Genomic DNA, 23623 nt, shown 5'->3' with positions numbered 1-23623 from the left:
AAAGACCTGTTGCCCACCCAGAGGAGGCCCTCCGTGGCCGCACCCGCACAGCTTCTGCTCCCGGCCCTGTCCAAACAGGTGCCCGGCCCGCTCACCAGCGGGCTGCCGCTGACCTCCGTACCGCCGCTGACCGGCGAGCCGCCGCTCGCCGCCACCCTGCCGCTGACCAGTGAGCCGCCACTGACCTCGGTGCCCCCGCTCACCAGCGAACCGCCGCTCGCCGCCGCCCCGCCGCTGACCAGCGAGCCTCCCCTCGTCGACGCCGCCCCCCTCACCAGCGAACCCACCGCCACCGGCGACGCCGGAGGCTCGGAGTCCCCAGGAGTCTGAATGGGCCTGGCCCGGCTCGCCGCGCTGCACGGTGTCGCCACCACGTACTCGCCCTCGGCGGGCGTCAGCGTCCCCGTCCCCGACTCCACGGTGGTCGCGGTGCTCGCCGCCCTCGGTGTGGACGCCGCCACGCCGGACGCGGTCGACGCCGCGCTCGCGGCGGCCGAGCCCGCCGCCGGGGAGCGGCTGCTCCCACCGACCGTGGTGGCGTGGCTCCCCGTCACCGGGCCGCCCCCCGTCGCCGTCCCGCTCGGCGCCCGCGTACGCGTGGAGCTGGAGGACGGCGGCCTGCTGGAATGGCGCGAAAGCGTGCCCCGCGCAACCCCGTCGGAATCCGCCGGGACGCCGTCCGCGGGGCGGCCCGCCGCCGCGCACGGCTGGGCGGAACTGCCCACCGGGGTGCACCGGTTGACCGTGCGGACGTCCGGCGGGCGCACGGGCGCCGCCGTGCTCGTGGTCGCCCCCGAGGCCGTGGACCGGCCCGCCGAGCGGGTCCACGGCTTCCTGGTGCAGCTCTACTCGCTGCTGTCCGGCCGCTCGTGGGGCATGGGCGACCTCGGGGACCTCGCCGAACTGGCGTCCTGGGCCGGCCGCGCCCTCGGGTCGGGATTCGTGCAGGTGAACCCGCTGCACGCGGCCGTGCCCGGCGCGCCGACCGACCCGTCCCCGTACCGGCCCTCCTCCCGCCGCTTCCCCGACCCGGTGCACCTGCGGATCGAGGACGTCCCCGAGTACGCGTACGTCGCCGGCCAGGACCGGGTCCGGCTGGACGCACTCCTGGAGAAGGCCGCCGAACTGCGCGCCTCCGTCCTGGAGAAGGGCGCGCTGATCGACCGCGACGCCGTGTGGCAGCTCAAGCTCAGGGCGCTGGAGCTGGTGCTGCGGGTCCCCCTCGGCCCCGGCCGCTGGGCCGCCTACTGCGCCTTCCTGGCCGAACGGGGCAGGGCGCTGGACGACCACGCCACCTGGTGCGCCCTCGCCGAGGTCCACGGCTCCGACTGGCACACCTGGCCCGCCGGTCTGCGCGACCCGCGCTCCCCCGAGACGGCCCGCGCCCGCGGGGAGCTCATGGACCGCGTCGACTTCCACTGCCGGCTCGCCTGGCTGACCGACGAGCAGCTGGCCGCGGCCGCCACGGCGGCCGCGGACGCCGGGATGGCCGTCGGGATCGTGCACGACCTCGCGGTCGGCGTGCACCCCGGCGGCGCGGACGCCTGGGCCCAGCAGGACGCCTTCGCCGCGGGCATGTCGGTGGGCGCCCCGCCCGACGCGTTCAACGCCCGTGGCCAGGACTGGGGCCTGCCGCCGTGGCGGCCCGACGCCCTCGCCGCCTCCGGCTACGCCCCCTACCGGGGGCTGCTGCGCGGGCTCCTGCGGCACGCGGGCGCGCTGCGGCTCGACCACGTCATGGGCCTGTTCCGGCTCTGGTGGGTCCCCCTCGGAGCCGAACCCACCGAAGGCACGTACGTCCGCTACGACGCCGAGGCCATGCTCGCCGTCCTGGTGCTGGAGGCCCACCGCGCCGGGGCCGTCGTCATAGGGGAGGACCTCGGCACGGTCGAGCCCGGGATGCGCGAGGCCCTCTCGCGCCGGGGCGTGCTCGGCACGTCCGTCCTCTGGTTCGAACGCGACTGGGCCGGCAGCGGCCGGCCACTGCCCCCGGAGGACTGGCGCGAGGGCTGTGTGGCCACGGCCACCACCCACGACCTGCCGTCCACCGCGGCCCGGCTCACGGGTGAGCACGTCGCACTGCGCCACCGGCTGGGCCTGCTCACCCGGCCGCTGGACCGGGAGCGCACGGAGGACTCCGCCGAGGTGGCCGAATGGCGCGCCTGTCTGACCCGGCTGGGGCTGCTGCCCGAGGGCACCCACGACGAGGAGGGCGAGATCCGCGCGGTGTACCGGTTCCTGCTGCGCACCCCGGCCCGCATGGTCGGCGTCTGGCTGCCGGACGCGGTGGGGGACCGCCGGCCGCAGAACCTGCCCGGCACCTGGGACCAGTACCCGAACTGGCGGCTGCCCGTCGCGGACGCCGCCGGCCGTCCGATGACCCTGGACGACCTCGCCGCCTCGCCGAGGCTGCACGCGCTCATGGAGGTGTTCCGACCGGAGTCGGTTCCCCGTACGGGTACCCCGGGCGCGCGGCCGTCCTAGCCGTTCGCTACGTTTGCACCGTGGACAAGAAGAACGCCCTGCGCGCCGGCGCCGTCGCGGCCGGTACGACGCTGATGATGCTGCTCATGTCGTCCCCCGCGCTCGCGCTGACCCGCGACGACGGCGACGACCCGGGTACCGGCCTGAGCGTGGCCGAGACGCTCGGCCTGTTCGTCGTGGCGCCGATCGCGCTGTTCGCACTGATCGCGGGCCTGGTGATGGTCCTCGACAAGTCCGACAGGCCCAGGAAGAAGCAGGCCTGACCCCCTGACGCGAGGCCCGGGCCACCGGGCCGCCGCGGCGCCGCCGAGCCGGCGCCGGGCCATCGACCGCTCCGACGGCGCCGTACGGTACGCACACCGTGCGGCGCCCTCGTGCGTGCACCGGCGGGCCGTGCCCGGGCGGACGCCCGCGGCGTGGGAGCCTGTCGGGGGGATTACGCCATCCGGGGGGTTCTGATGACGGCAGCGGACGCACCGCCCATCGTCTTCGTGCACGGAACACGCCTCAGCGCGGGGCAGTGGAGCCCGCAGCTGGCCGCGCTCGGGGAGGAGTTCCCGGTCGCCGCCGTCGACCTGCCGGGCCACGGTGCGCGCGCCGCCGAGCCCTGGAGCCTGGACGCCGCCACCCAGGTCATCGCCGGCGCGGTCGACTCACTGGACCGCGGGCCCGCAGTGGTCGTCGGGCACTCGCTCGGCGGCTACGCCGCGCTGGAGTTCGCGCGCCGCCGCCCGGAACTGCTGCGCGGACTGGTCCTCGCGGGGGCCAGCGCCTCGACGCGCGGCGCCTGGGCGGCGCCGTACCGCTTCGTCGCCGGGCTGGTCCCGCGCATCCCGGCGGACCGGCTCGCCCGGTGGAACGACTGGATGCTGCGGAGGCTCTACCCGCCCCGGGTGGTGGAGGCGACCATCCGTGCCGGCTACGCCTTCCACACCCTGCCCGACGCGTGGGGCGAGGTGCTGGGCCGCTTCGACGCGGGCGCGATGCGCCATGTGGCGGCCCCGGTGCTGATCCTCAACGGCGAGAAGGACTCCGTCTTCCGGTCCGGCGAGCGGGACTTCGCCCGCGCCCATCCGGACGCCCGTGTGGAGCTCATCCCACGGGCCCGGCATCTGGCGAACTTCGACGACCCGGAGGCCTTCAGCGACGCCGTGCGGCGCTTCGCACGGCAGCTCGCGGCCGCCGGCTGAGGGCACCCCGACGGGGTGCCCGGCCCGTCGCACGCGCCGGTTCATGAGGCTCGTCACCGGCGGCGCCGCGCCGGGGCACGGCCGCGGGCCGACGGTACGCCGCCGTCCGCCCCTCGGCCGTGCGCGGCGCGTGCGGGGGCGGGGTCACAGTCCGCCGGTGAACAGCAGCCGGTTAGGGGAGCCCCGGGTGATGCTCTTGACGACGTTCTTCGTGGACTGGGCGACGAGCCAGTCCGCGACCTCCTGCGGGCCGGCCGCGGGATGGGCCGCCTTGTACAGCGCGGCGACGCCGGCCACATGCGGGGCGGCCATCGACGTGCCGTTCATCGTCGTGGTGCCGCCGCCCATCCGTGCGGACCTGATGTCGCTGCCAGGTGCGTAGAGCCTGAGGCACTGGCCGTAGTTGCTGTAGTCGGTCTCGGTGTCCTCCGTGTCGGTCGCCCCGACCGTCAGGACGTTCGGCGCGCTCGCGGGCGACACGCCGCACGCGTCCTCCGCGGAGTTGCCGGCCGCGACGACGGGCAGCACCCCGCTGTCGAAGACGGCCTTGGCGGCGGCGTTGGCGGAGGGTGACGTGGAGCCTCCGAGGGAGGCGTTCAGCACGGCGGGCTGCTGGGCGTTCTTCGCCACCCAGTCGAGGCCCGCGATGATCCTGGACCAGGCGCCCTCGCCCTCGCAGTTGAGCACCCGGACGCTGACCAGCCGGGCTTCGGGCGCCACGCCGTACGTCGCCCCCGCCGCGGTCCCCGCGACGTGGGTGCCGTGGCCCTCGCAGTCCTGGCCGCGGCGGCCGTCGCCGATGGCGTCGAACCCGAACACGGCCCTGCCGCCGAATTCGCTGTGCTCGTAGTCGATTCCGGTGTCGACGACGTAGACCGTGACACCCTTGCCCGTGGAGGCCGCGGTGAACTGCCCGTCCAGCGGCAGGGCCCGCTGGTCCGCGCGGTCGAGCCCCCAGCTCATGGCCTGCCGGGCGAAGGCCGGGACATCGACCGGCTCCGGGAGCCGGTCAGGGGACGCGACACGCGGCCCCTCGGGGAGCCGGTGCGCGAAGACGCGCGCGTCCTCCTCCACGGCCGCGACGCCGGGCGCGAGCCGCATGGTCTCCAACTGGGTCGCGTTCAGCGTCGCGGAGAACCCGCGCATGGCCCGGTTGTAGGTGTACCGGCGCTTCACCCCCGCGTCCCGGGCGACCGCGACCGGGTCGGCGCCCTCCCGGAGAGACACGATGTAGCTGCCCTTCACCGGCTCGGCCGACCGGTACAGCGGGGCGGGGGTCGGCCCTTCCGAATCGGCCTGCGCGGCCGTCCCGGGGGCGGCGGCGGACACGGCGAGCAGCAGAGCGGCGGCCGCGCGGCGCGCGAACAGTCGCATGGATACTCCCATCCGATCGACGGTGATCATGTCACCGTTTTTTCGACCCGGCCGCGCCGCCGCTTGAGCCCTTGTCAGCCGATCGCCCGGCCGTGGGCGCGGATCTCCCCCGACTGCTGCACTCACCCGGGGCGGGGCGCCCGTCCGGGTGACGGCCCGTCCGGGCGGAGGCGCCCTCGCGGAGGGCGGCGATGGGGTGCGGCCCGGGTGCCGACGGGCCCGGTACGCGGCCGTCCGCATGCGGCATGTCGCCCCGCCTGCCGCGGCCCCAGGCCGGCCGGCATCCCTGCCGCTCGTCGTCCGCTCAACCCCTCCGTCCGGATCTGCCGGGTCGTGCCCGGGGCCCGTCGGGGGTCCGTCCCCGGTTGTTCGCCTTTGGTGCGGTTACCGGAAAGTTCGGTTTTGCAATCAACTACAACTTTGCTTGTTCTTGGTGGGGTTGGCGTGGCCATTGGGACAATCTCACATTCACAGGCGGTGACTGCTGCTCGGTCAGGGCGCCCGAAATGCCGGGCGTGGCAGCGCAGTTCGCCGACTCCCCACAGAGTGTGAAAGGCACCAGCATGACGATGAGTCACGCCCTGAGCCGGGGCGTCCGGGCACTCGCCGTTGCGGCGGCAACCTCCGGAGTCCTCGTGGCGGCCACCTCCACGGCGGCCGCGGACGACGGGCCCACCCGCGAACTCCTCACGGCCGACTGCGAGTCGGGCGTGGGCAAGTGCAGCTTCAACGACCCGACGCTCGGCGAGGCGTACCTCGGAGAGTTCCGCCAGGTCTCCGACTCGCTCTACAACTGCAGTACGTCGGCGGCCACCCAGTCGATGACGTGGACCGACTCGGTCGGCTCCACGGACTCGGTGGGCGTCTCGGTCACGGCCGGTGGGAAGATCGCGGGCATAGTGGACCTGAGCGTGACGGCCACCTACAACCACACCTGGACCAGCACGCACACGGAGAGCAGTTCGCTGAACATGACGGTGCAGCCGGGAGAGGTCGGCTGGATCTCCCGGGCCCAGGTGATGCAGCAGGTCTCCGGCACCTGGCAGACCCACTACGACAACCCCAAGTGGGGCCACTACTACTGGTTCTGGGGCGACACCATCACCGGCCCGGCCAAGAACGGCACGGACGGCAAGAGCAACGCGGTGGTCGTCAAGAGCCGCAAGATGACCGCGGCGGAGAAGAAGTCCTGCTCGGCGGGTACGAAGTCGGGCCGGGCGTTCGTCAAGCAGCGCTGACGCGTCGGGCGCCGCCCTGAGAACGGGGGTCGGCACCTTCCGGGTGCCGGCCCCTGATCACGGGCGCCGACGTCGTCGCCGCCCCACGGCCGCCCCTTCGTCACGCAGGCGGGCTACATGTGGTCGAAGCCCGCACCCGCGCCCCGCCGGCATCTTCGGCGCTGTTGGCAAAATCAGCCCGGTCTCGTGGCGAGCGTGGCCACAAGACCGTGAGGCTGCGAGGGGGGTGCGCCGTGTGGTCACAGACGCGGAGTGGGCTCGGATTCAGGGGAACCGCGTTCGAATGATGTGAGCGTTGATACGGGCGAGGTTGAGCGCGGCGCCCGTGAGTTGGTGCTGAAGGCTGGTCTTCGCCAACCCTCGGTAGCGGGATCTGCACAGGTCACAGCTGTGCACACCTTCTGAAACGGTTCCTTCCATCCCAGCCCGGACCTTGTGGCGCTCTTTCCACTCGTCGGTCTGCTGGAGGGCGCGGGCCTGCTGAAGTTCGCGGTGTGCCTGCTGTGGCCGCAGGGTGATGGCCCGGCCTCTTGCCCTGAGGTTCGGCACGCAGTCACGCACGACGGGACAGGTCCGACAGTGAGCCTTTTCCAACCTGTTCGCCGCGAGCGTGGTGCTCGGCTGGTCATGCACCTTCGGTGTCAATTCGCTCCGCGGACTGGACCAGGTACTCGGGCAGTTTTGAACTGGCCGCCAGCACCTCGATGCCGATGAGGCGGCCCTGCTCGTCGAAGTCGAGGTTGATCATGCCGTCGACGTCCACTGGATCGCAGGGATACGTGCGCGCGGACGTCACGCGGGCCTGCGGTTCGGTGAAGTATACGTACGCTGCGTTGACGGTCTTGTCGTAGGTGACTCTGACGTCTGTCACGGTGAGCGGTCTCCCTTGCAGTCGTTGATGGTGGTGCTGTCCTTGTCCATGCCTCCGGCCGCAGCGACTCAGGCTGCTGCTGGCGAGGTGCAAGGCCAGGACGGCCTTGACGATGTCGGTGATGCGGGTGGTGCTGCAACGGAGTTTGTGCAGGAGCCGCCAACTCTTCAGGGTGGCATTGGCCTGCTCTGCTACGGCTCGGATCCTCGCGTGGGAGGAGGCCCGTCCCGGCCGACCCGCAGTGCCATCTCTTCCCGCCTGGCCCGGCTCTTGGTACGGCCGAACTCCGAAACCGGAACCGAGTAGTGCCTGAACCCGCAGCCCTTCGTCCCGGGCGGCTACCAGGACGCCGTCCGGGATCCGCCGCCCGGCATCCGCCTGGACTAACCGGTCCCTGAACTCCGGCAGCACCGAGTGATCGAAGCCAGGGTCCTCCAGGTCCGGCCCGACGGCGTACTTGAAGCCGATCCTCGCTCCTACCGCCTCCGCGGCCTGCCGGTCGGTCAGGCCCTCAACCACGCCGGCCTGCCATGTACTGGAAACAGGTCTGCGAACTCCTCGTCGCCGAACAGCGGCCCCAGCTCATCCCGGACTGTGATCGCGGGACTCCCCTTCGGAAGCGCCGCTCGCGCCACCCGAACCGTCTCTGCCGGAATCTTCCCCGGCCCCACCGGCTGCATCGACACGCACCCACCCCCGACGCGCATCGGCCTTCACGACTCCAACCAGGTCCTGAAGGCCGACGTCACGCCGCGCCCTGGATTCGCCAGCAGCGTCGAACGCCGTCCCGGCGGGGCGCGGTTGTTCCCTTCCAGGCCGCCCTCCCCGTGGCGGCGGGCCCGCTCATCCGCCCGCGAGCACCTTCCGCAGGACGTCCGCGAACTCCCCGGGCAGCCCCAGGAATCCGCCGTGGTCGCCCGGAAACCCGACCGGTGCGGTGCCGAGGCGCTCGGCCAGGGCCGTGGACGTCCGGTACGTGACGAGGCCGCCCGAATCGGCGCCGATGCCCACGACGACCCGGACGGGCCCGGACTTGAGCGCGTCGAGGTCGGGGCGGTAGAGGGCCGTGTGGCGCAGTTCGTGGGCGAAGAAGCGGACGCTGTTGGCCATGTCCTGCTCGGAGGGCTCGCCCTGCGGCGGTCCGGGGGCCTCGTCGCCGCCGAGGTCGAAGCCCGCGTTGGCCATGAACTTCATCCAGGCCGCGCCCACGCCGTCCCGGTGGAAGGTCTCGATGAGGTCGTCGGTCGCGGCGCGCTGCTCGGCGGAGTCGGGAAGGAGTTCCAGCAGGGGCGGTTCGTGCGCCACGAGCGTGCGCACCCGGTGCGGGTGCCGGGTGGCCAGTGCCAGCCCCGTGACCGCGCCGCCGCTGCTGCCGAAGACGTCCGCGGACTCCGCTCCGAGCGCGTCGAGGACGGCGGCGACGTCGTCCGCCCGCAGTTCGGGGGTCGAATCCTGCGCCGGGTCGTCGAGACGGCTCCGCGAGATGCCGCGCGGGTCGTGGGTGACCACGGTGTGGTCGCCCGCGAGGGCATCGGCGAGGGGTGCGAACTCCCCGGCGTCCATGGGCGCACCCATGACCATGACCAGCGGCCCCGAGCCGCGGATCTCGTAGTGCAGCCGCCCGCCGGGGACGTCGAGGGTGTGGGTGGTGGTGGTCATCGCCGGTCGTCCTCCCTGAAGCCGTCGTCCGCGGTCGCGGTGACACAGCTATGACTCCCGCCGGCGGGAGAACTCATCGCCGGGGCGCGAGTCCGGATCGGCCCGGGGCGGGGCGCCGCAGCCCCGGGTCGTCTCCGGGCGTGCCGACAGGTTGCGGCCCATGGCCGAGTGGGACGGGTGAGACGTCAGGAAGCTGCGGATCCTTCGAACGCCGCGCGACCGCGGCACGGCCGAACTGCGGCGCCATGACGGGACGCACGGGAGTGGTGACCCGGCCCGCCGGGTCACCACTCCCGCCGGCTGCCCGTTCGGGTGCCCGCCGGTCCGCGCCACTCAGTCGCTCAGGACGCCTCCTGCGCCATGGCCAGACCCTGCAGATATCGCATCAGCGTCACCAGCACGTTCCGGCTCGACGACCGCTGCCGCGCGTCGCACGGCACGATCGGTACCGACTCCGGAAGGTCGAGCGCCCCGCGCAGCTCCTCCATCGGATACTCCGGCGCGTCCGGGAAGGAGTTGACGGCCACGACGAACGGCACCGACCGCTCCTCCAGCCGTCCGATGACGTCGAAGCTGACCTCCAGCCGCCGGGTGTCGACCAGTACCACCGCACCCAGCGCGCCCTCGAACAGCCCGCGCCACAGGAACCAGAAGCGCTCCTGCCCCGGTGTGCCGAAGAGGTACAGCACCAACTCCTCGTTGATGCTGATGCGTCCGAAGTCCATCGCCACGGTGGTGGAGGTCTTGCCGTCGATGCCCGAGGTGTCGTCTATGCCGACGCCGGCCTGGGTCATCGTCTCCTCGGTGGTCAGCGGGCGGATCTCGCTGACGGATCCGACCAGCGTCGTCTTGCCGACTCCGAAACCGCCCACGATCACCACCTTGACGGCGGCCGCGGCCGTCTCGGGCAGCGCGTCCTCGCTCCGCGGCCCGGTCGTCCGCGCCGGCTGCTCAGAGCTTTTGAAGTCCATCGATCACTGCCTCTATCAAAGCGCGGTCGGGGAGTCGGGCGGGTGGGACGGGCGCGCGGGCGACCACCCGGTTGTCGGCGAGGAGGTCGCCGAGCAGGACGGTGACGACACTCACCGGGAGCCCCGTGTACGCGGAGACCTCCGCGACCGACAGGGGCGACTGGCACAGCTCGATGATCGCCGCGTGCTCCGGCTGCATACCGGGCTTCGGCCGGGACCTGGCCACGATCAGCGTGACCAGGTCGAGTTCGACGGGGGCGGACGTGCTGCTGCGGCCGCCCGTGATGACGTAGAGCCGCTCGGGACTGGCCTCCTCCCAGTCCCCGCCGCCCGGGTGGCTCACCTGGCCACACCGTCCTGCCGAGGCGGGCTGCTGAGGTGGTCGCCGATCCGCAGTACCAGGTCGCGCATCCGCTGGCCCATGAGGCCGGCGTCCACGCCCTCGTCGGCGAGTACGGCGAGGAAGGCTCCCGCGCCCGCGGCCATGAGGTAGAAGAAGCCGCCGTCCATCTCGATCACGACCAGCCTCATCCGGCCGTCGCTGTGGGGGAGTTCCGAGCCGACCGCGGCGGCGAGGGACTGGAGCCCGGCGCACGCGGCGGCGAGCCGGTCGGCCGTGTCGGTGTCCGTGCCGTACTGGGCCATGCGCAGACCGTCGGCGGAGAGCACGACCACATGTCTGGTCTGCGGCACGCCTTCCGCGAGGTCCTTGAGCATCCAGTCCATATTGGCCTGCTGCTGAATCATGGCTGCTTGTTCCCTTGGCTAGCGTCGGTGGACTCTCCGGACAGGCCGCTCTGGAAGGCGGCCAGCCACATTCCTGGCTGCACCTGCGGAGTGGGCTCCTGCTCCGGAGCCGCGTTCGGCGTGGACGACGCCGGCGTGGTGGGTGCGGCGGGCGCGACGGCCGGTGCCTTGCGGCGCCGCTGGGGGAGGCCGTTCGGGGTCCGCTCGACCACCACCGGGTCCGGCTCGGAGGCCACCGGGCCGGTGGGCCGGCGCGTCGGGGCGGGAGTCCGGGGCGGGACGGTCGTCTGGGGCGCCGGAGCGGCCTGCACCGCCTCGGGCGGGAGCGTGGTACGGGGCACGGACGCGGCTCCGATGCCGTGGGCGAGACCGGTCGCGGTCGCGGTCGTGGTGATCAGGTCCTGCGGAACGACGAGGACGGCGCGGACGCCGCCGTACGCGGACGGCCGCAGCGAGACCTGGAAGCCGTACACCTGCGCCAGCCGGCCGACCACGGCGAGGCCGAGGCGGGGAGTCTCACCGAGGTCGTTGAGGTCGATGCCCTGCTGGGCCTGGCGCAGCATCCGCTCCGCCCGCTTGCGGGCCTCCTCGCTCATGCTGACGCCGCCGTCCTCGATCTCGACGGCGATGCCCGACTGGACGTCCACGGCCGTCAGATGCACCTTGGTCTGCGGCGGGGAGTAGCGGGTCGCGTTGTCGAGGAGTTCGGCCAGCGCGTGGATCAGCGGCTCGACGGCGGGGCCGGTGACGGCCACCTCCGAGACGGAGTGCAGCTCGACGCGCTGGTAGTCGATGATCCGCGACATGGCGCCGCGCATCACGCTGTACAGGGGTACGGCCCGGCTCCACTGGCGGCCGGGCCTCGTGCCGCCGAGCACGGCGATCGAGTCGGCGAGCCGGCCGATCAGCGCCGTGCCGTGGTCGAGGCGGAGCAGGTCGCCGAAGACGTCCGGGGACTTGCCGTGCCGGTCCTCCATCTCCCGCAGCTCCTGCGCCTGCTGGTGGACGATGGCCTGCACCCGGCGGGCGATGTTCACGAACGCGCGCTGGGCGGACTCGCGCAGGTCCTCCTCGGCCACGACGGCGTCGACGACGGTGCGGACGACGGCGTGGTGGGCCTCCGGGGCGTTGAGCGAGGCGAGCACGTCCTCCGGGAACTCGCCCTTGCGCAGCCGTTCCACGACGTCCGGCAGCAGGGTGCCGGCGAGGTGCGCCGTCTGGGAGGCCTGGTGGGCCAGTACGGAGTCGCGTTCGGCGACGGCACGGCGCAGCGAGTCGATCACCCTGCCGCGGCGGGCGGCCACGGCGCCGATGGCGGCGACCGCGACCGCGGCGACGGCACCGACGACCGCGACGGGGACACGAGCCGGAGTGGGGACCAGCAGCACCGTGATCGCGGTGGCGACGGCTGTCAGAGCGGCGGGCAGCAGCCACCCGAAAGCGGCCGCGGATCGCGGGCTTCCACTTCCGGGCGACGATTCCTCACGGATCATCAGCACCCTTAAATCATCTGAACGGAAACGATCATATGACGACGGTGAGGGAGCATAGTCGTTTGAGAGCACGGCTGTTGACGCCGGGTCACACTTCGGACACGCCATTGACGGGGCTTGTCGGACATGTGCGAGGGCGCCCCGGACCCAAAGGTTCCGAGGCGCCCTGCCGTGCGACGTACGGGGCGCGCGGCCCCGCAGGTCAGGACGCTGCCGCGTCCGCCGCGCGGGCCTTCAGGGCCCGCTCCACACCGGCGCGGGACTCGAGGACGAGCCGGCGCAGCGCCGCGTTCGGAGCGGCTGAATCCAGCCATGCGTCAGTCGCGTCGAGCGTCTCCGCCGACACCTGGAGCGTCGGGTAGAGCCCCACGGCGATCTGCTGGGCGACCTCGTGGGAGCGGGACTCCCAGACGCCCTTGACCGCCGCGAAGTACTTCTCCGTGTACGGAGCCAGCAGCTCGCGCTGGTCGGTCTGCACGAACCCGCCGATCACGGCCTCCTGCACCGCGTTCGGCAGCTTGCCGGACTCGACGACCGACTCCCAGGCCTCGGCCTTGGCCTCCGGCGTGGGACGCGCCGCCCGGGCCGTCGCGGCGTGCCGCTCCCCGGCGGCCGTGCGGTCCCGCGCCAGCTCGGCAGCGATCTCGTCCTCGTCGTAGACCCCGGTGGCCGCCAGCCGCTCCACGAACGCCCAGCGCAGCTCCGTGTCCACGGCCAGGCCCTCGATCGAGTCCCGGCCCTCCAGCAGGGCCTGCAGCAGGTCCAGCTGCTGCGGGGTGCGCGCGGTCGCCGCGAACGCCCGCGCCCACGCGAGCTGGTGGTCGCCGCCCGGATCCGACGAGCGCAGGTGCGCAAGCGTCGCGTCCGTCCACTGCGTCAGACCCGTCTCGCGCCACTCCGGCGCCGCGTACAGGTCCAGGGCGAGCTTCACCTGCCGCTGCAGCGACTGCACCACGCCGATGTCCGACTCCTTGCCGATGCCCGACAGCACCAGGGACAGGTAGTCGCGGGCCGGCAGCTCGCCGTCGCGGGTCATGTCCCAGGCGGAGGCCCAGCACAGCGCCCGGGGCAGCGAGTCGGCGAAGTCGCCCAGGTGCTCGGTGACGGTCCTGAGCGACTCCTCGTCCAGCCGGACCTTGGCGTACGTCAGGTCGTCGTCGTTGAGCAGCACGACCGCCGGGCGGTGCTTGCCCACCAGCTCCGGCACGGCGGTGAACTCGCCGTCGACGTCCAGCTCGACGCGGTCCGTGCGCACGAGCTTGCCGCCCTCGTCCAGGCCGTAGAAGCCGATCGCGATGCGGTGCGGGCGCAGCACGGGCTCGCCCTTCGCGCCCGGCGGCAGCGCCGGCGCCTCCTGCTTGACCGCGAACGAGGTGATCGTGCCGGCCGCGTCGGTGTCGATCACCGGCCGCAGGACGTTGATGCCGGCGGTCTCCAGCCAGGCCCCGGACCAGGTCTTCAGATCCCGGCCGCTGGTCTCCTCCAGCGCGCTCAGCAGATCCGTCAGCCGGGTGTTCCCGAAGGCGTGCCGCTTGAAGTACGTCTGCACGCCGCGGAAGAACTCGTCCATGCCGACGTAGGCCACGAGCTGCTTCAGCACCGAGGCGCCCTTGGCGTACGTGATGCCGTCGAAGTTGACGAGCACGTCGTCCAGGTCGCTGATCTCGGCCATGATCGGGTGCGTGGACGGCAGCTGGTCCTGCCGGTACGCCCAGGTCTTCATCGAGTTGGCGAACGTCGTCCACGCCTGCGGCCACTTCGAGCCGGGCGCGTACGCCTGGCAGGCGATCGACGTGTAGGTGGCGAACGACTCGTTCAGCCACAGGTCGTTCCACCACTCCATGGTGACGAGGTCGCCGAACCACATGTGCGCCAGCTCGTGCAGGATGGTCTCGGCGCGCGTCTCGTACGCCGCGTCCGTCACCTTCGAGCGGAACACGTACTGGTCGCGGATGGTCACCGCGCCCGCGTTCTCCATCGCGCCCGCGTTGAACTCCGGCACGAAGAGCTGGTCGTACTTCGCGAACGGGTAGGCGTAGTCGAACTTCTCCTGGAACCAGTCGAAGCCCTGCCGGGTGACCTCGAAGATCGCGTCCGCGTCCAGGAACTCGGCGAGCGACGGGCGGCAGTAGATGCCCAGCGGCACGCTCTGCCCGTCCTTCTCGTAGGAGCTGTGGACGGAGTGGTACGGGCCGACGATCAGCGCGGTGATGTACGTGGAGATCCGCGGTGTCGGCTCGAAGTGCCAGACGTTGTCCTTGGGCTCCGGCGTCGGCGAGTTGGAGACCACGGTCCAGCCCTCCGGTGCCTTCACGGTGAACCGGAAGGTGGCCTTCAGGTCGGGCTGCTCGAAGTTCGCGAACACCCGGCGGGCGTCCGGGACCTCGAACTGGGTGTAGAGGTAGGTCTGCTGGTCCACCGGGTCGACGAACCGGTGCAGGCCCTCGCCCGTGTTGGTGTACGCGCAGTCCGCGACGACCGTCAGCTCGTTCGGGCCCTCGTGCAGATGCCGCAGGGCGATCCGCGAGTCCCTGAAGACCGCGGCCACGTCCTGCGGGTGCCCGTTCAGCACGACCTCGTGCACCGCGGGCGCCACCAGGTCGATGAAGGTCTCCGCGCCGTGCTCCGCGGAGTCGAAGCGCACGGTGGTCACGGACCGGTAGGTGCCGCCCTCCTGCGCCCGGGTGAGATCGAGGTCGATCTCGTACGAGTCAACGGTGAGCAGGCGCGCCCGCGCCTGTGCCTCTTCGCGGGTCAGGTTTGTGCCAGGCACCCGGTCATCTCCTCGCTTCTGCGTCCTCGGTATGTGACGTTTCGGCCCATCCTTCCACGGGCCCCCGGCGGCCCGCCCGTCCCCCGGGCGGACCACCCGGCGATGGCCGGTTCCGGTGCCCCGAGCGACGACGGGGCGGGGCCCCGTGCGCTCGGCACGTGACCCCGCCCCGTGGTGCGGCGGCCGGATCAGCCCTTGAGCTCGTCCGCCACCAGCTCGGCGATCTGGACCGCGTTGAGCGCGGCACCCTTGCGCAGGTTGTCGTTCGACAGGAACAGGGCGAGACCGTTCTCGACGGTCTCGTCGACCCTGATGCGGCCCACGTACGAGACGTCCTTGCCGGCGGCCTGCAGCGGGGTCGGGATCTCGGAGAGCTCAACGCCCTCCGCGCCCGTCAGTACCTCGTGGGCCCGCTCCACGCTCAGCGGACGCTCGAAGCGCGCGTTGACCTGCAGCGAGTGCCCGGAGAAGACGGGTACGCGGACGCAGGTGCCGGAGACCTTCAGCTCCGGGATCTCCAGGATCTTGCGGGACTCGTGGCGGAGCTTCTGCTCCTCGTCGGTCTCGTGGGAGCCGTCGTCGACGATCGAACCGGCCAGCGGGAGCACGTTGAAGGCGATGGGGCGCTTGTAGACACCAGGCTCCGGGTAGACGACGGCCTCGCCGTCGTGGGTCAGCTCGGTGGCCCGCTCGGCGACCGCCTTCACCTGGCCGTCGAGCTCGGCGACACCGGCCAGGCCCGAGCCGGAGACCGCCTGGTAGGTGGTGGCCACGAGCGCGGTGAGCCCGGCCTCGCGGTGCAGCGGCTTCAGCACGGGCATCGCGGCCATGGTCGTGCAGTTCGGGTTGGCGATGATGCCCTTCGGGCGGTCCTTGACCGCGTGCGGGTTCACCTCGGAGACGACCAGCGGCACCTCGGGGTCCCGGCGCCAGGCGGAGGAGTTGTCGATCACGACGGCACCCTGGGAGGCGACCTTCTCGGCGAGCGCCCGCGAGGTCGCTCCGCCGGCCGAGAAGAGCACGATGTCCAGGCCGGAGTAGTCGGCGGTGGCGGCGTCCTCGACGGTGATCTCGCGGCCCTGCCACTCGATCGTCGACCCCGCGGACCTGGCGGACGCGAACAGCCGCAGCTCGTCGGCCGGGAACTTCCGCTCGGCGAGGATCTTGCGCATGACCGTGCCGACCTGCCCGGTGGCTCCGACGATTCCGACCTTCACGGGGACTCCTCCGTCAACGCTTGTGCAGCCTGCATGGCCTGGGTGTCTTCCATGATGCGTCTGTCCACGGCCGTTTTGTCCAATCCATTGTCCGAGGGGCGGGACGCATGGCCTTCCTCACACCCGGAGGGGGCCCGTACGCACGGAGGGCGGGCGTCCCGCCGGACGCCCGCCCTCGTGACCAGGTCGTACCGTTACGGGACGACCTTCTCGATCACCACGCTGCCGGTGCCCGCGGCGGTGCCGCGCGCGTTCAGCAGCTGGACCTCGCCGAAGAACCGGCGGCCCTCCGGAGCGGAGCCGCCCACCAGCACCTCGGCGGAGACCTGCGCGCTCGCGCCGTTGGCCAGCGAGACGGTCTTCGTCTCGTCGACCTTGACGGTGCCGAGCGCCGAGGAGAAGTACACGTCCTTGTAGTCGTACGTGGTGCCGCCGGGCGCCACCGCGTAGCCGTCGACGAGGATCGTGTACGTGCCGGCGGCCGGGTTGGCCAGGGACACCGACTCCTCGGAGTCGCCGTCCGCCGACTGGCCGACGAGCCTGCCGTCCTTGAGGACCGCGAGGTCCAGGTCGGCGCCCTTGTCGGAGGTGTTCCCGATGACCACGTCCAGCCGCTCGACGCCCGCGCCGATCGTGACCGTGGACACCTGCCGCTCGTCCTGCGCGATGGTCGGCGTCGCCGTCTTCGCGGAGCCGAGCGAGCCGCCCTTCAGCTTGCCCTCCAGCGCGGCCGCGTCGTTGGTGACCTTCCAGTCGACCGTCGCCGGCGTGCCGACCTTCGCCTCCGGGAGGGTCTTCACCGCCGGGTCGAAGGAGGCACCGAGCAGCGTGACGTCCAGCTTGAACGGGTTGTCCAGCACCGGGGACGTACGGCGCGACTCGACCTCGATCTCCCAGACGCCCGGCTGCGGGTTCGCGTAGGAGCGCACGTCCGGGCGGCAGGTGTTGGCCGGGTTGTTGTAGTTCGGGTAGCAGACCGTCGACGCGGTGTCCTCGAAGGCCACTCCGTAGGGGTGGACCGAGATGAACCGGGTCTGGCTGCCCGCGGCGAGACCGCCGAGCGCGACCTCCAGCGTCCTGGCGCCCTGCGGCACCGTGACGAAGTAGGACTTGAAGCTGTTGCGCTGCACGGAACCCCTGGCGGAGTACGTGTAGCCCGGCTTCACCAGCTCGTTCGAGGCGACCACGGTGGCGAGGATCTGCTTGTCCACACCCTCGGTGCGCTCGTCGTCCGCCTCCAGGATGGCGCTGTGCACGCCGGTGGAAGCGGCCTTGGCCTGCACCTTCACGGTGACCGGCTTGTTCAGCGGCAGGTCCACCTCGTCGTCGCCGAGGATACGGAACGTGCCGTCGTTGTTACGGAGGTCCAGCTCGTGCTCGATCGGCCGGTTCGGGCCGCTCGTGCGCGTGATGGTGACGTCGTACGTCTTGCGCTGGCCGGGCTTCAGCCCGCCCTCGCGGTCGTAGATGCCGGCACCGAAGCCCGCCTCCGGCTTCAGCAGGTGGTCGAGCGCGGTGTCGACCGGTGCCTTCACCGAGTACGAGTGGGCGGTGGCGCCGTCCCGGATGGACTCCCACGCCTCGTTGACGTCGATCAGACCGGCGCCCTGCTCGTGCGCCTTCACCCCCGGGATGCGCTGGGCGGTGCTGGTCAGCGCGGTCCGCAGGGTCAGGGGGGAGAGCTTGATGTGACGCTGCTTGGCGGCGGAGATGAGCAGCGCGCTCGCGCCCGCGGCCTGCGGCGAGGACATCGAGGTGCCGTTCAGCATGCCGTAGCCCGCGGGCAGGTTGTAGCCGGCCTCGGGCACCGGGGCGCCCGCCTGCCAGGTCGGGATCGTGTTGATCGCCGAGCCGGGCGCGGAGATCGTCGGCGTGAAGCCGCCGTTCTCCGTCGGGCCGCGGGAGGAGAAGTTGAACATGTTGTACGGCTTCTCGACCTGCGAGCCGTAGTTGGCGGCCCAGGTGCTGCGGGAGATCGCCGCGCCGACCGAGAGGACCTTGTTCGCCAGGCCCGGGTCGCCGATCGTGTTCACACCGGGGCCCTCGTTGCCGGCCGAGATGACCAGCTGGACGCCGTAGGTGTCGATCAGGCGGTTGTAGAGCAGGGCGCGCGCGTTGTCGGCGTCGTCGCCGCGGTCGCTGTCGTCGTAGTTCAGCGCCGGCAGTCCGCCGATGGACATGTTGACGATGTCCACGCCACGGTTGACGACGAGGTCCCGCATGCCTTCCAGCAGCGCGATGTTGGTGCAGCCGCCGCTCCAGGTGCAGGCTCGCGACGAGACCAGCTTGGCACCGGGCGCGGCGCCGTTCATGCGGCCGCCGAAGAGGCCGTTGGCGGCGGTGATGCCGGCCACGTGGGTGCCGTGCGAGCCCTCGATGACGCCGATGTTGACGTAGTCGGAGAACTTCCCGGCCTCGAACTCGACGTTCTTGCGGACCTCCACCACGAACGGGATGCGCTCGGCGATCTCGGTGGCGGGGTTGTCGGTACCGAAGTACCCGACCTGGTGGCCGCTCTTGTACGGCTTCATCGCGACGTCGTTGGTGAAGTCGGCGTCGTCGTTCAGGTCGACGCGGACGGTACCGGCGGCGGCGTCGTACAGGACGCCCCACTTGTCGGTGGTGTCGCCGTCGCGGTTCAGGTCTCCGGCCATGTCGCCGCCGAGGGTGGCCCGCTCCTCGAAGACGCTGAACCGGTGTTCGCCGGCCGGTGCCTTCCAGCTGCGGTCGCCCACGGTGAACACGGGCCCGGTCACCGCGGTGTCCATCCGCCGCCAGGTGCCGTCGCCGTCCTTGGCCGGGTCGGTCGCGGTCACCCAGTCGACGATCTTGCGCTCGCCGGTGGTGGTCTTCTGCAGGGCCGGGTGGCCCAGGTCGACCCCGGAGTCGAGGATGCCGATCGTCACGCCACGGCCGTCGGCGCGCGGGTGGTCCTCGACGAACTCCACGGCACCCGTCTCGTGGGACGGGTTGTACGGGTTCTTCGCCGGGGTCTTCTTGCCCGGTGCCGGGTAGGTGGCCGACTTGGAGGCGGCGGAAGCGGTACCCCTGGCGCCCGCGTCCGGCCTCGGATCGTCCAGCTTGATCTCGCGCTGGAGGTCCATGCCCTGGACCGTGGCGAGTTCACCGGCCTTGCCGAGGGCGCTCTTCGCCCTGGCGGTCGGGAGTGTGGCCCGGACGTAGCCGAGCTTGTCGTCCTTCTGGCCGACGACGGCGCCGGGAACGGCGTCCAGCTGCCCGGCGACCTGCTCGGTCCGGCCGGGAACCGTCGCGACCATCACGGTGACGGTCTTCTGGCCCTTCGCCTCGGCTTCGGCGAGGAGTTGGGCGTCCGCCTGGCCGAGCTTGTCGGCGGGCGTCTCGGCGGTCTTGACCGGGCCGTCGGCCGGGTCGTCCACCGAGGTGGCGGCGAAGGCGGGGGCGGCGCCGGTGGCCACCAGCGCGGCCACGAGGCCTGCGGCGGCGGCGATCCGGGCCACGCGTCTTGGCCCGGGTATGGAGCCCTGGGACTCGAGGGTTGTCATGAGCATCCCTGTTTTGTGAAAGAGGGGTCCGGAAATCGGTACCGGATGACCGCTCAGCCTTTCGCAAGTGACAGGGGTTTGTGGAGAGTTGGCAGAGGCGGGATGTGGTCATGGCGGACATCCGCCAGTGGCGGAACATGTGCCGTGAGGAACAAAGGGGTTGGAGTCCATCGAAACGGCCTGCCAGGCCGTTCAATAATGGACGATTTTCGACAGTGGTCGGCGGATGTGGTGCCGGGCGGTGTTCACGGGCGGGGGCGGCCGGTCCCCGGCCGCCCGGCGGTCAGTTCTCCCGCGTCCGCGCGTAGTGCCGGGAAGCCTTCGCGCGGTTGCCGCAGGTCGCCATCGAGCACCAGCGCCGGGTGCCGTTCCGCGACGTGTCGAAGAAGTGCAGGATGCACGCGTCATGGGCGCAGGCGCGGATCCGGTCGGGTGCGGTGCGCAGCAGGTCCAGGTAGTCGCGCACGGCCGTCCAGCCGGGTCCCCAGGCCGGGTCGGCGAACTCGGCCCGTTCACCCGGTCCCGTGGCGGTGAGCGTGGCCCGGATGCGCCCGTGCTCCAGGATCGCGTCCGCCGCCGCGCTCGCCGAGGGGTCGCCGGGGTGGTCCACGGCGGCGGCCAGTGCGTCACGGGCGGCGCGGGTCCGCCCCAGGGTCGCGTCGTCGGCGGCGAACCGGCCGTCGAGTCCGCGGCCGGCCAGCCAGGTACGCAGCCCGTCCACGGAGCCGAGCAGGTCCCGCTCCTCGCCGTCCTGGATCCAGCGGGTGTTCAGCAGGTCCAGCGCCAGGGGCTCGCCGGTGAGCGGGCGCGGGTCGGAGGCGGTCATGGCGGGCACTCCCCGGGTCGGCTAACCCTTCAAGGGTATGTGAACGGTTCACATGATACATCTAACCGTCCATTTTTGCCAGGAGGGTTAGAAATGGGATCGTCGCCCGGCCGCCAGGCTTCTGCGGCGGACGGCGGCACGCATTCCCGGCCAATCGGCGAGGCCGGACGGGCGAGTGGACGCGACGGCCGGTCGGGTGCGCCCCGCACCGCCTAACCTCTGCGCATGAAGCGGAAGTTGAGGGTCGCTGCGTACGCCGTGTGCGTACAGGACGGTCGGATCCTGCTCGCCCGGTGGGTGGCGCGTGACGGGACCAGGCGCTGGACCCTGCCCGGCGGGGGAATGGACCACGGCGAGGACCCGGTCGGGACGGTCGTGCGCGAAGTGGCGGAGGAGACGGGCTGCACCGCCGAGGTGACCGCGCTGCTGGGGATCGACTCCCTGACCACGCGCAGGTCCGGCAGGTTCGGTTCCGGCGAGGACTTCCAGAGCCTGCGCATCGTCTACGAGGTCAGGATCACCGCCGGTGAGCCGCGCCCCGAGACCGACGGCTCCACCGACCTCGCCGCCTGGCACGCCCTCGACTCCGTCGCGGCACTCGAACGGGTCGCGCTGGTCGACATCGGCCTGGAGCTGCGGCGTGCGCGGCCCGCGCTCGGCCGGGTCGACGGCGGCGTCCACGGAACAGGCTGAAATCGGCTCAACCCCGGTGCACCGTTCAACTCCGCCCGTTCGGCCGGAGTCCTGTCCGCCGAGTCCGTTCGCGACGGCACGCAGACAGGAGATTCGCATGACGGTACGTCCTGCCCCGAGGATCCGCACGGCCCTGGCCGCGGCGACGACGGTGGCCGCGCTCACCGCCGCCGCTCTCGTGACCCCGGCGGCGGCGTCGGTGGCCGAGCAGCGCACACCGGACCGGCACGGGGCCACCCAGCGGGCGCTCGAGCAGGCCGTGGAGGCCGGCTCGCCCGGGGCGCTCGCGCAGGCGACGGACCGGTACTCGGCCTGGGACGGCGAGGCGGGCGTGGCGGACCGCACCACCGGCAGGGAGCGCGGCCCCGCGGACGGCTTCCGCGTCGGCTCCATCACCAAGACCTTCGTCGCCACGGTGATCCTCCAGCTGGAGGCGGAGGGAAGACTGAGCCTCGACGACACCGTCGAGCGCTGGCTGCCCGGGCTGGTCCGGGGGAACGGCCACGACGGCCGGACCGTCACCCTGCGCCGGCTCCTCAACCACACCAGCGGCATCCACGAGTACACCGACGAGAAGGAGTTCGCGGGCAAGGTCTTCGGCGGCTTCTTCGAGCACCGCTACGACACCTGGGCGCCCCGCGACCTCGTCCGGATCGCCATGGGGCACGCGCCGTACTTCGCACCCGGCGGCGGCTGGCACTACTCCAACACCAACTACGTGCTCGCCGGGCTCGTCGTCGAGAAGGCGACCGGACGCCCCTACGGCCGGGAAGTCGAGCGCCGGGTGCTGCGTCCGCTGGGTCTGCGCGCCACCTCGGTACCCGGCACGCGGGCGGCGATGCCGCGTCCGAGCGGGCGGGCGTACTCGGTCCTCGTGGGACCTGAGCCCGGCACCGCGATCCACGACGTCACCGAGCTCAACCCGTCGGCGGCCTGGTCGGCCGGCGAGATGATCTCCACGACGGGCGATCTGAACCGCTTCTACCGCGCCCTGCTGGGTGGCAGGCTGCTGCCGAAGGGCCAGCTGAAGAAGATGACGACGACCGTGCCCGTCGGCGCGGAGGCGCCGAACCACCGCTACGGACTGGGGCTGATGTCGCAGAGGCTGTCCTGCGGCGAGGAGGTCTGGGGCCACAGCGGCGGAATCCACGGCTCCAGCTCCGAGGCGGTCGGCACCCGGGACGGCGGCCGTGCCCTCGCGCTCAACTTCAACAGCGACTGGGCGGGCGACAGCACGGCCGTCGTCGAGGCGGAGTTCTGCGGCCGGGCCGCGCCCGGCCGCACCCACGACGTCCCCGGGCGGGACTTCGCCGGGCCGGACCGGGCCGGGCACGCGGGGCAGCGCCGCGCGGACACCCCTTAGCGGGGGAGTACGACGACATAGGGCGTCGGCTCCCGGTCCGAGGAGGCCATCAGGGCCGTACGGAGCACCATCGCCTGCTGTACGGGGACGTCCCGCAGCTTCCTCGGCGCGATGCGCACGACGGTGATCCCGAGCCGCTCCAGGTGCTCGCGCCGGCGGCTGGACGCGGACCACTCCGGGTCCGCGTCCGGCCCGTCCCCGACGACCGCGGGGCGCGGGGCGCGGGTGTCGAGCTCCACGGCGACGGCCTCCTCGGGCCAGTAGGCGTCGACACCGCCCAGCTGCGGCCCGCCGGGCAGGCGCAGATCCACGTTCCACACCGGCTCGGGAAGCCCGTACATGCGCACGAGGTCGTACAGGCGCCCCTCGGCGACCGCACGGCCTTCGGCGAGGAGGGAGTCGACGGCGTCCACGACGTGGGGGCGGGACAGCAGCCGGGCTCGGGTCAGCTCGGCCACCACGGCGGCCGGTTCGCAGTGTCCGGCGCGCACGGCCTCGGTCAGCAGCCGGCGCACCGCCCCCGGATCGGTCAGCCGCGCGACGGCGTCGGCCAGCGCGCGCGCCACGGGGGCCACGGGCAGCCCCGTCACCACGTCGGGCCTCGGCATCGCGTGAGTGCGGATCAGCCGGGCGCAGCCGGCCGAGCGCAGCCTGCGGGCCCGCGGCACGAGCACGTCGATCCGCTCCAGCGCCATCAGGGACGGCACGGAGGCGAACCGGTGCAGCGCGAGCGCCGCCAGCCCCGTCACCATGACCTCGCCTTCCTCGGAACGGCCGGCGTACGTCACCGCGGCGTGCAGCCGCTCCTCACTGGTGGGGGTCCCGGGATGCAGCAGGAACACACCGGGCAGGAGCTGCTGCCAGGGACCGCCGGGGCCGCACCGCTCGGCGGTGCGCTCGGCGGTCACACCCCGTGCGCGCAGTTGCGCGGCCGACAGCACGCGCCGCCGTACATCGGAGAGGTCGCTCAACGGGCGGGGGGAGAGAGGCGTGTTGTGGTTCATGCCCCGCCAATTCCCGCGCGGCCGGGGACTCCTAACCGCTGTTACGCAGCCGTCGACAATTCTGGACATCCCCGTCCTAAAGTACGGGCGTTCGATTGCCGATCAGTTCTGCCGATCAGTTCCGCCGCTCGGGGCGGTCGGTCCCCCGCCGGGCTCCGGAGCCCGGCGGGGGAACGGCGGCCGGTGGGAGGCGGCG

Annotated in this window: 20 protein-coding genes and 1 pseudogene; 7 read left to right on the top strand and 14 right to left on the bottom strand. The window is 72.3% G+C overall.

Annotated features, from left to right (window positions below):
- Nucleotides 1–33: 33 nt before the first annotated feature.
- The 4 genes from BLT82_RS12600 (at nucleotide 34) to BLT82_RS12585 (ending at nucleotide 3674) form a co-directional block, all read left to right on the top strand.
- A complete protein-coding gene (locus tag BLT82_RS12600; protein ID WP_093654020.1) occupies nucleotides 34–330 on the top strand; it encodes a hypothetical protein in 297 nt (98 codons plus the stop codon).
- Complete coding sequence (gene malQ, locus BLT82_RS12595; RefSeq protein WP_093654019.1) at nucleotides 331–2484, top strand: 4-alpha-glucanotransferase; 2154 nt, start codon at nucleotides 331–333, stop codon at nucleotides 2482–2484.
- 20 nt (nucleotides 2485–2504) lie between these two features.
- Nucleotides 2505–2747 carry a hypothetical protein gene (locus BLT82_RS12590; protein ID WP_093654018.1) on the top strand — a complete coding sequence of 81 codons (243 nt, stop codon included), beginning with the start codon at nucleotides 2505–2507 and terminating at the stop codon, nucleotides 2745–2747.
- A 195-nt stretch (nucleotides 2748–2942) separates the two neighbouring features.
- A complete protein-coding gene (locus BLT82_RS12585; RefSeq protein WP_093654017.1) occupies nucleotides 2943–3674 on the top strand; it encodes an alpha/beta fold hydrolase in 732 nt (243 codons plus the stop codon).
- A 144-nt stretch (nucleotides 3675–3818) separates the two neighbouring features.
- Here BLT82_RS12585 and BLT82_RS12580 read toward each other — a convergent pair whose 3' ends face one another.
- On the bottom strand, nucleotides 3819–5048 hold the full coding sequence (locus tag BLT82_RS12580) for a S8 family peptidase (RefSeq protein ID WP_208867868.1): 1230 nt from the start codon (nucleotides 5046–5048) through the stop codon (nucleotides 3819–3821).
- Nucleotides 5049–5611: 563 nt separating this feature from the next.
- Here BLT82_RS12580 and BLT82_RS12575 point away from each other — a divergent pair.
- A complete protein-coding gene (locus BLT82_RS12575; RefSeq protein ID WP_244291938.1) occupies nucleotides 5612–6286 on the top strand; it encodes a hypothetical protein in 675 nt (224 codons plus the stop codon).
- A gap of 264 nt (nucleotides 6287–6550) precedes the next feature.
- Here BLT82_RS12575 and BLT82_RS12570 read toward each other — a convergent pair whose 3' ends face one another.
- The 12 genes and pseudogenes from BLT82_RS12570 to BLT82_RS12510 all read right to left on the bottom strand — a co-directional run bounded on the left by BLT82_RS12570 (nucleotide 6551) and on the right by BLT82_RS12510 (nucleotide 20367).
- Entirely contained in the window at nucleotides 6551–6919 is a 369-nt protein-coding gene (locus BLT82_RS12570) for a transposase (RefSeq protein ID WP_280142469.1), read from the bottom strand.
- A complete protein-coding gene (locus tag BLT82_RS12565) occupies nucleotides 6912–7157 on the bottom strand; it encodes a DUF2283 domain-containing protein (RefSeq protein WP_093654248.1) in 246 nt (81 codons plus the stop codon). Before BLT82_RS12565 ends, BLT82_RS12570 begins: the two co-directional genes overlap by 8 nt.
- 221 nt (nucleotides 7158–7378) lie before the next feature.
- Nucleotides 7379–7843: pseudogene (locus BLT82_RS12555) on the bottom strand (transposase); the annotation flags it as partial.
- Nucleotides 7844–8000: 157 nt separating this feature from the next.
- Nucleotides 8001–8816: an alpha/beta fold hydrolase gene (locus tag BLT82_RS12550; RefSeq protein ID WP_093654015.1), complete on the bottom strand. Its 816-nt coding sequence runs from the start codon at nucleotides 8814–8816 to the stop codon at nucleotides 8001–8003.
- Between the two features lie 341 nt (nucleotides 8817–9157).
- Nucleotides 9158–9787, bottom strand: coding sequence for a GTP-binding protein (locus BLT82_RS12545; RefSeq protein WP_093654014.1), 630 nt, complete (start codon nucleotides 9785–9787; stop codon nucleotides 9158–9160).
- Nucleotides 9768–10130 carry a DUF742 domain-containing protein gene (locus tag BLT82_RS12540; RefSeq protein ID WP_093654013.1) on the bottom strand — a complete coding sequence of 121 codons (363 nt, stop codon included), beginning with the start codon at nucleotides 10128–10130 and terminating at the stop codon, nucleotides 9768–9770. The genes BLT82_RS12545 and BLT82_RS12540 overlap by 20 nt, the downstream gene beginning before the upstream one ends.
- Nucleotides 10127–10534 carry a roadblock/LC7 domain-containing protein gene (locus tag BLT82_RS12535; RefSeq protein WP_093654012.1) on the bottom strand — a complete coding sequence of 136 codons (408 nt, stop codon included), beginning with the start codon at nucleotides 10532–10534 and terminating at the stop codon, nucleotides 10127–10129. Before BLT82_RS12535 ends, BLT82_RS12540 begins: the two co-directional genes overlap by 4 nt.
- Nucleotides 10531–12027: an ATP-binding protein gene (locus BLT82_RS12530; RefSeq protein ID WP_208867874.1), complete on the bottom strand. Its 1497-nt coding sequence runs from the start codon at nucleotides 12025–12027 to the stop codon at nucleotides 10531–10533. The genes BLT82_RS12535 and BLT82_RS12530 overlap by 4 nt, the downstream gene beginning before the upstream one ends.
- Nucleotides 12028–12229: 202 nt before the next feature.
- Nucleotides 12230–14800, bottom strand: coding sequence for an aminopeptidase N (gene pepN / locus BLT82_RS12525; protein WP_093654010.1), 2571 nt, complete (start codon nucleotides 14798–14800; stop codon nucleotides 12230–12232).
- Nucleotides 14801–14988: 188 nt separating this feature from the next.
- The gene (locus BLT82_RS12520) at nucleotides 14989–16017 is read right to left on the bottom strand and encodes an aspartate-semialdehyde dehydrogenase (RefSeq protein WP_093654009.1); all 1029 of its coding nucleotides are present in this window, start codon (nucleotides 16015–16017) and stop codon (nucleotides 14989–14991) included.
- Between the two features lie 194 nt (nucleotides 16018–16211).
- Nucleotides 16212–19541, bottom strand: a complete 3330-nt coding sequence (locus BLT82_RS12515) for a S8 family serine peptidase (protein WP_208867867.1) — start codon at nucleotides 19539–19541, stop codon at nucleotides 16212–16214.
- Between the two features lie 283 nt (nucleotides 19542–19824).
- Complete coding sequence (locus BLT82_RS12510; RefSeq protein ID WP_093654007.1) at nucleotides 19825–20367, bottom strand: CGNR zinc finger domain-containing protein; 543 nt, start codon at nucleotides 20365–20367, stop codon at nucleotides 19825–19827.
- Nucleotides 20368–20592: 225 nt separating this feature from the next.
- Here BLT82_RS12510 and BLT82_RS12505 point away from each other — a divergent pair, with 225 nt between their 5' ends.
- Together BLT82_RS12505 and BLT82_RS12500 are read left to right on the top strand one after the other, a co-directional pair.
- Nucleotides 20593–21060 carry an NUDIX hydrolase gene (locus BLT82_RS12505; RefSeq protein WP_093654006.1) on the top strand — a complete coding sequence of 156 codons (468 nt, stop codon included), beginning with the start codon at nucleotides 20593–20595 and terminating at the stop codon, nucleotides 21058–21060.
- A 97-nt stretch (nucleotides 21061–21157) separates the two neighbouring features.
- Nucleotides 21158–22423 carry a serine hydrolase domain-containing protein gene (locus BLT82_RS12500; protein ID WP_093654005.1) on the top strand — a complete coding sequence of 422 codons (1266 nt, stop codon included), beginning with the start codon at nucleotides 21158–21160 and terminating at the stop codon, nucleotides 22421–22423.
- Here the strand turns inward: BLT82_RS12500 and BLT82_RS12495 are convergent.
- Nucleotides 22420–23427: a hypothetical protein gene (locus BLT82_RS12495; RefSeq protein ID WP_093654004.1), complete on the bottom strand. Its 1008-nt coding sequence runs from the start codon at nucleotides 23425–23427 to the stop codon at nucleotides 22420–22422. The genes BLT82_RS12500 and BLT82_RS12495 overlap by 4 nt on opposite strands.
- Between the last annotated feature and the right edge of the window lie 196 nt (nucleotides 23428–23623).

This window comes from Streptomyces wuyuanensis, assembly GCF_900103455.1.
Lineage (GTDB): Bacteria > Actinomycetota > Actinomycetes > Streptomycetales > Streptomycetaceae > Streptomyces > Streptomyces wuyuanensis.
This window is presented reverse-complemented; position numbering and strand designations above follow the sequence as displayed.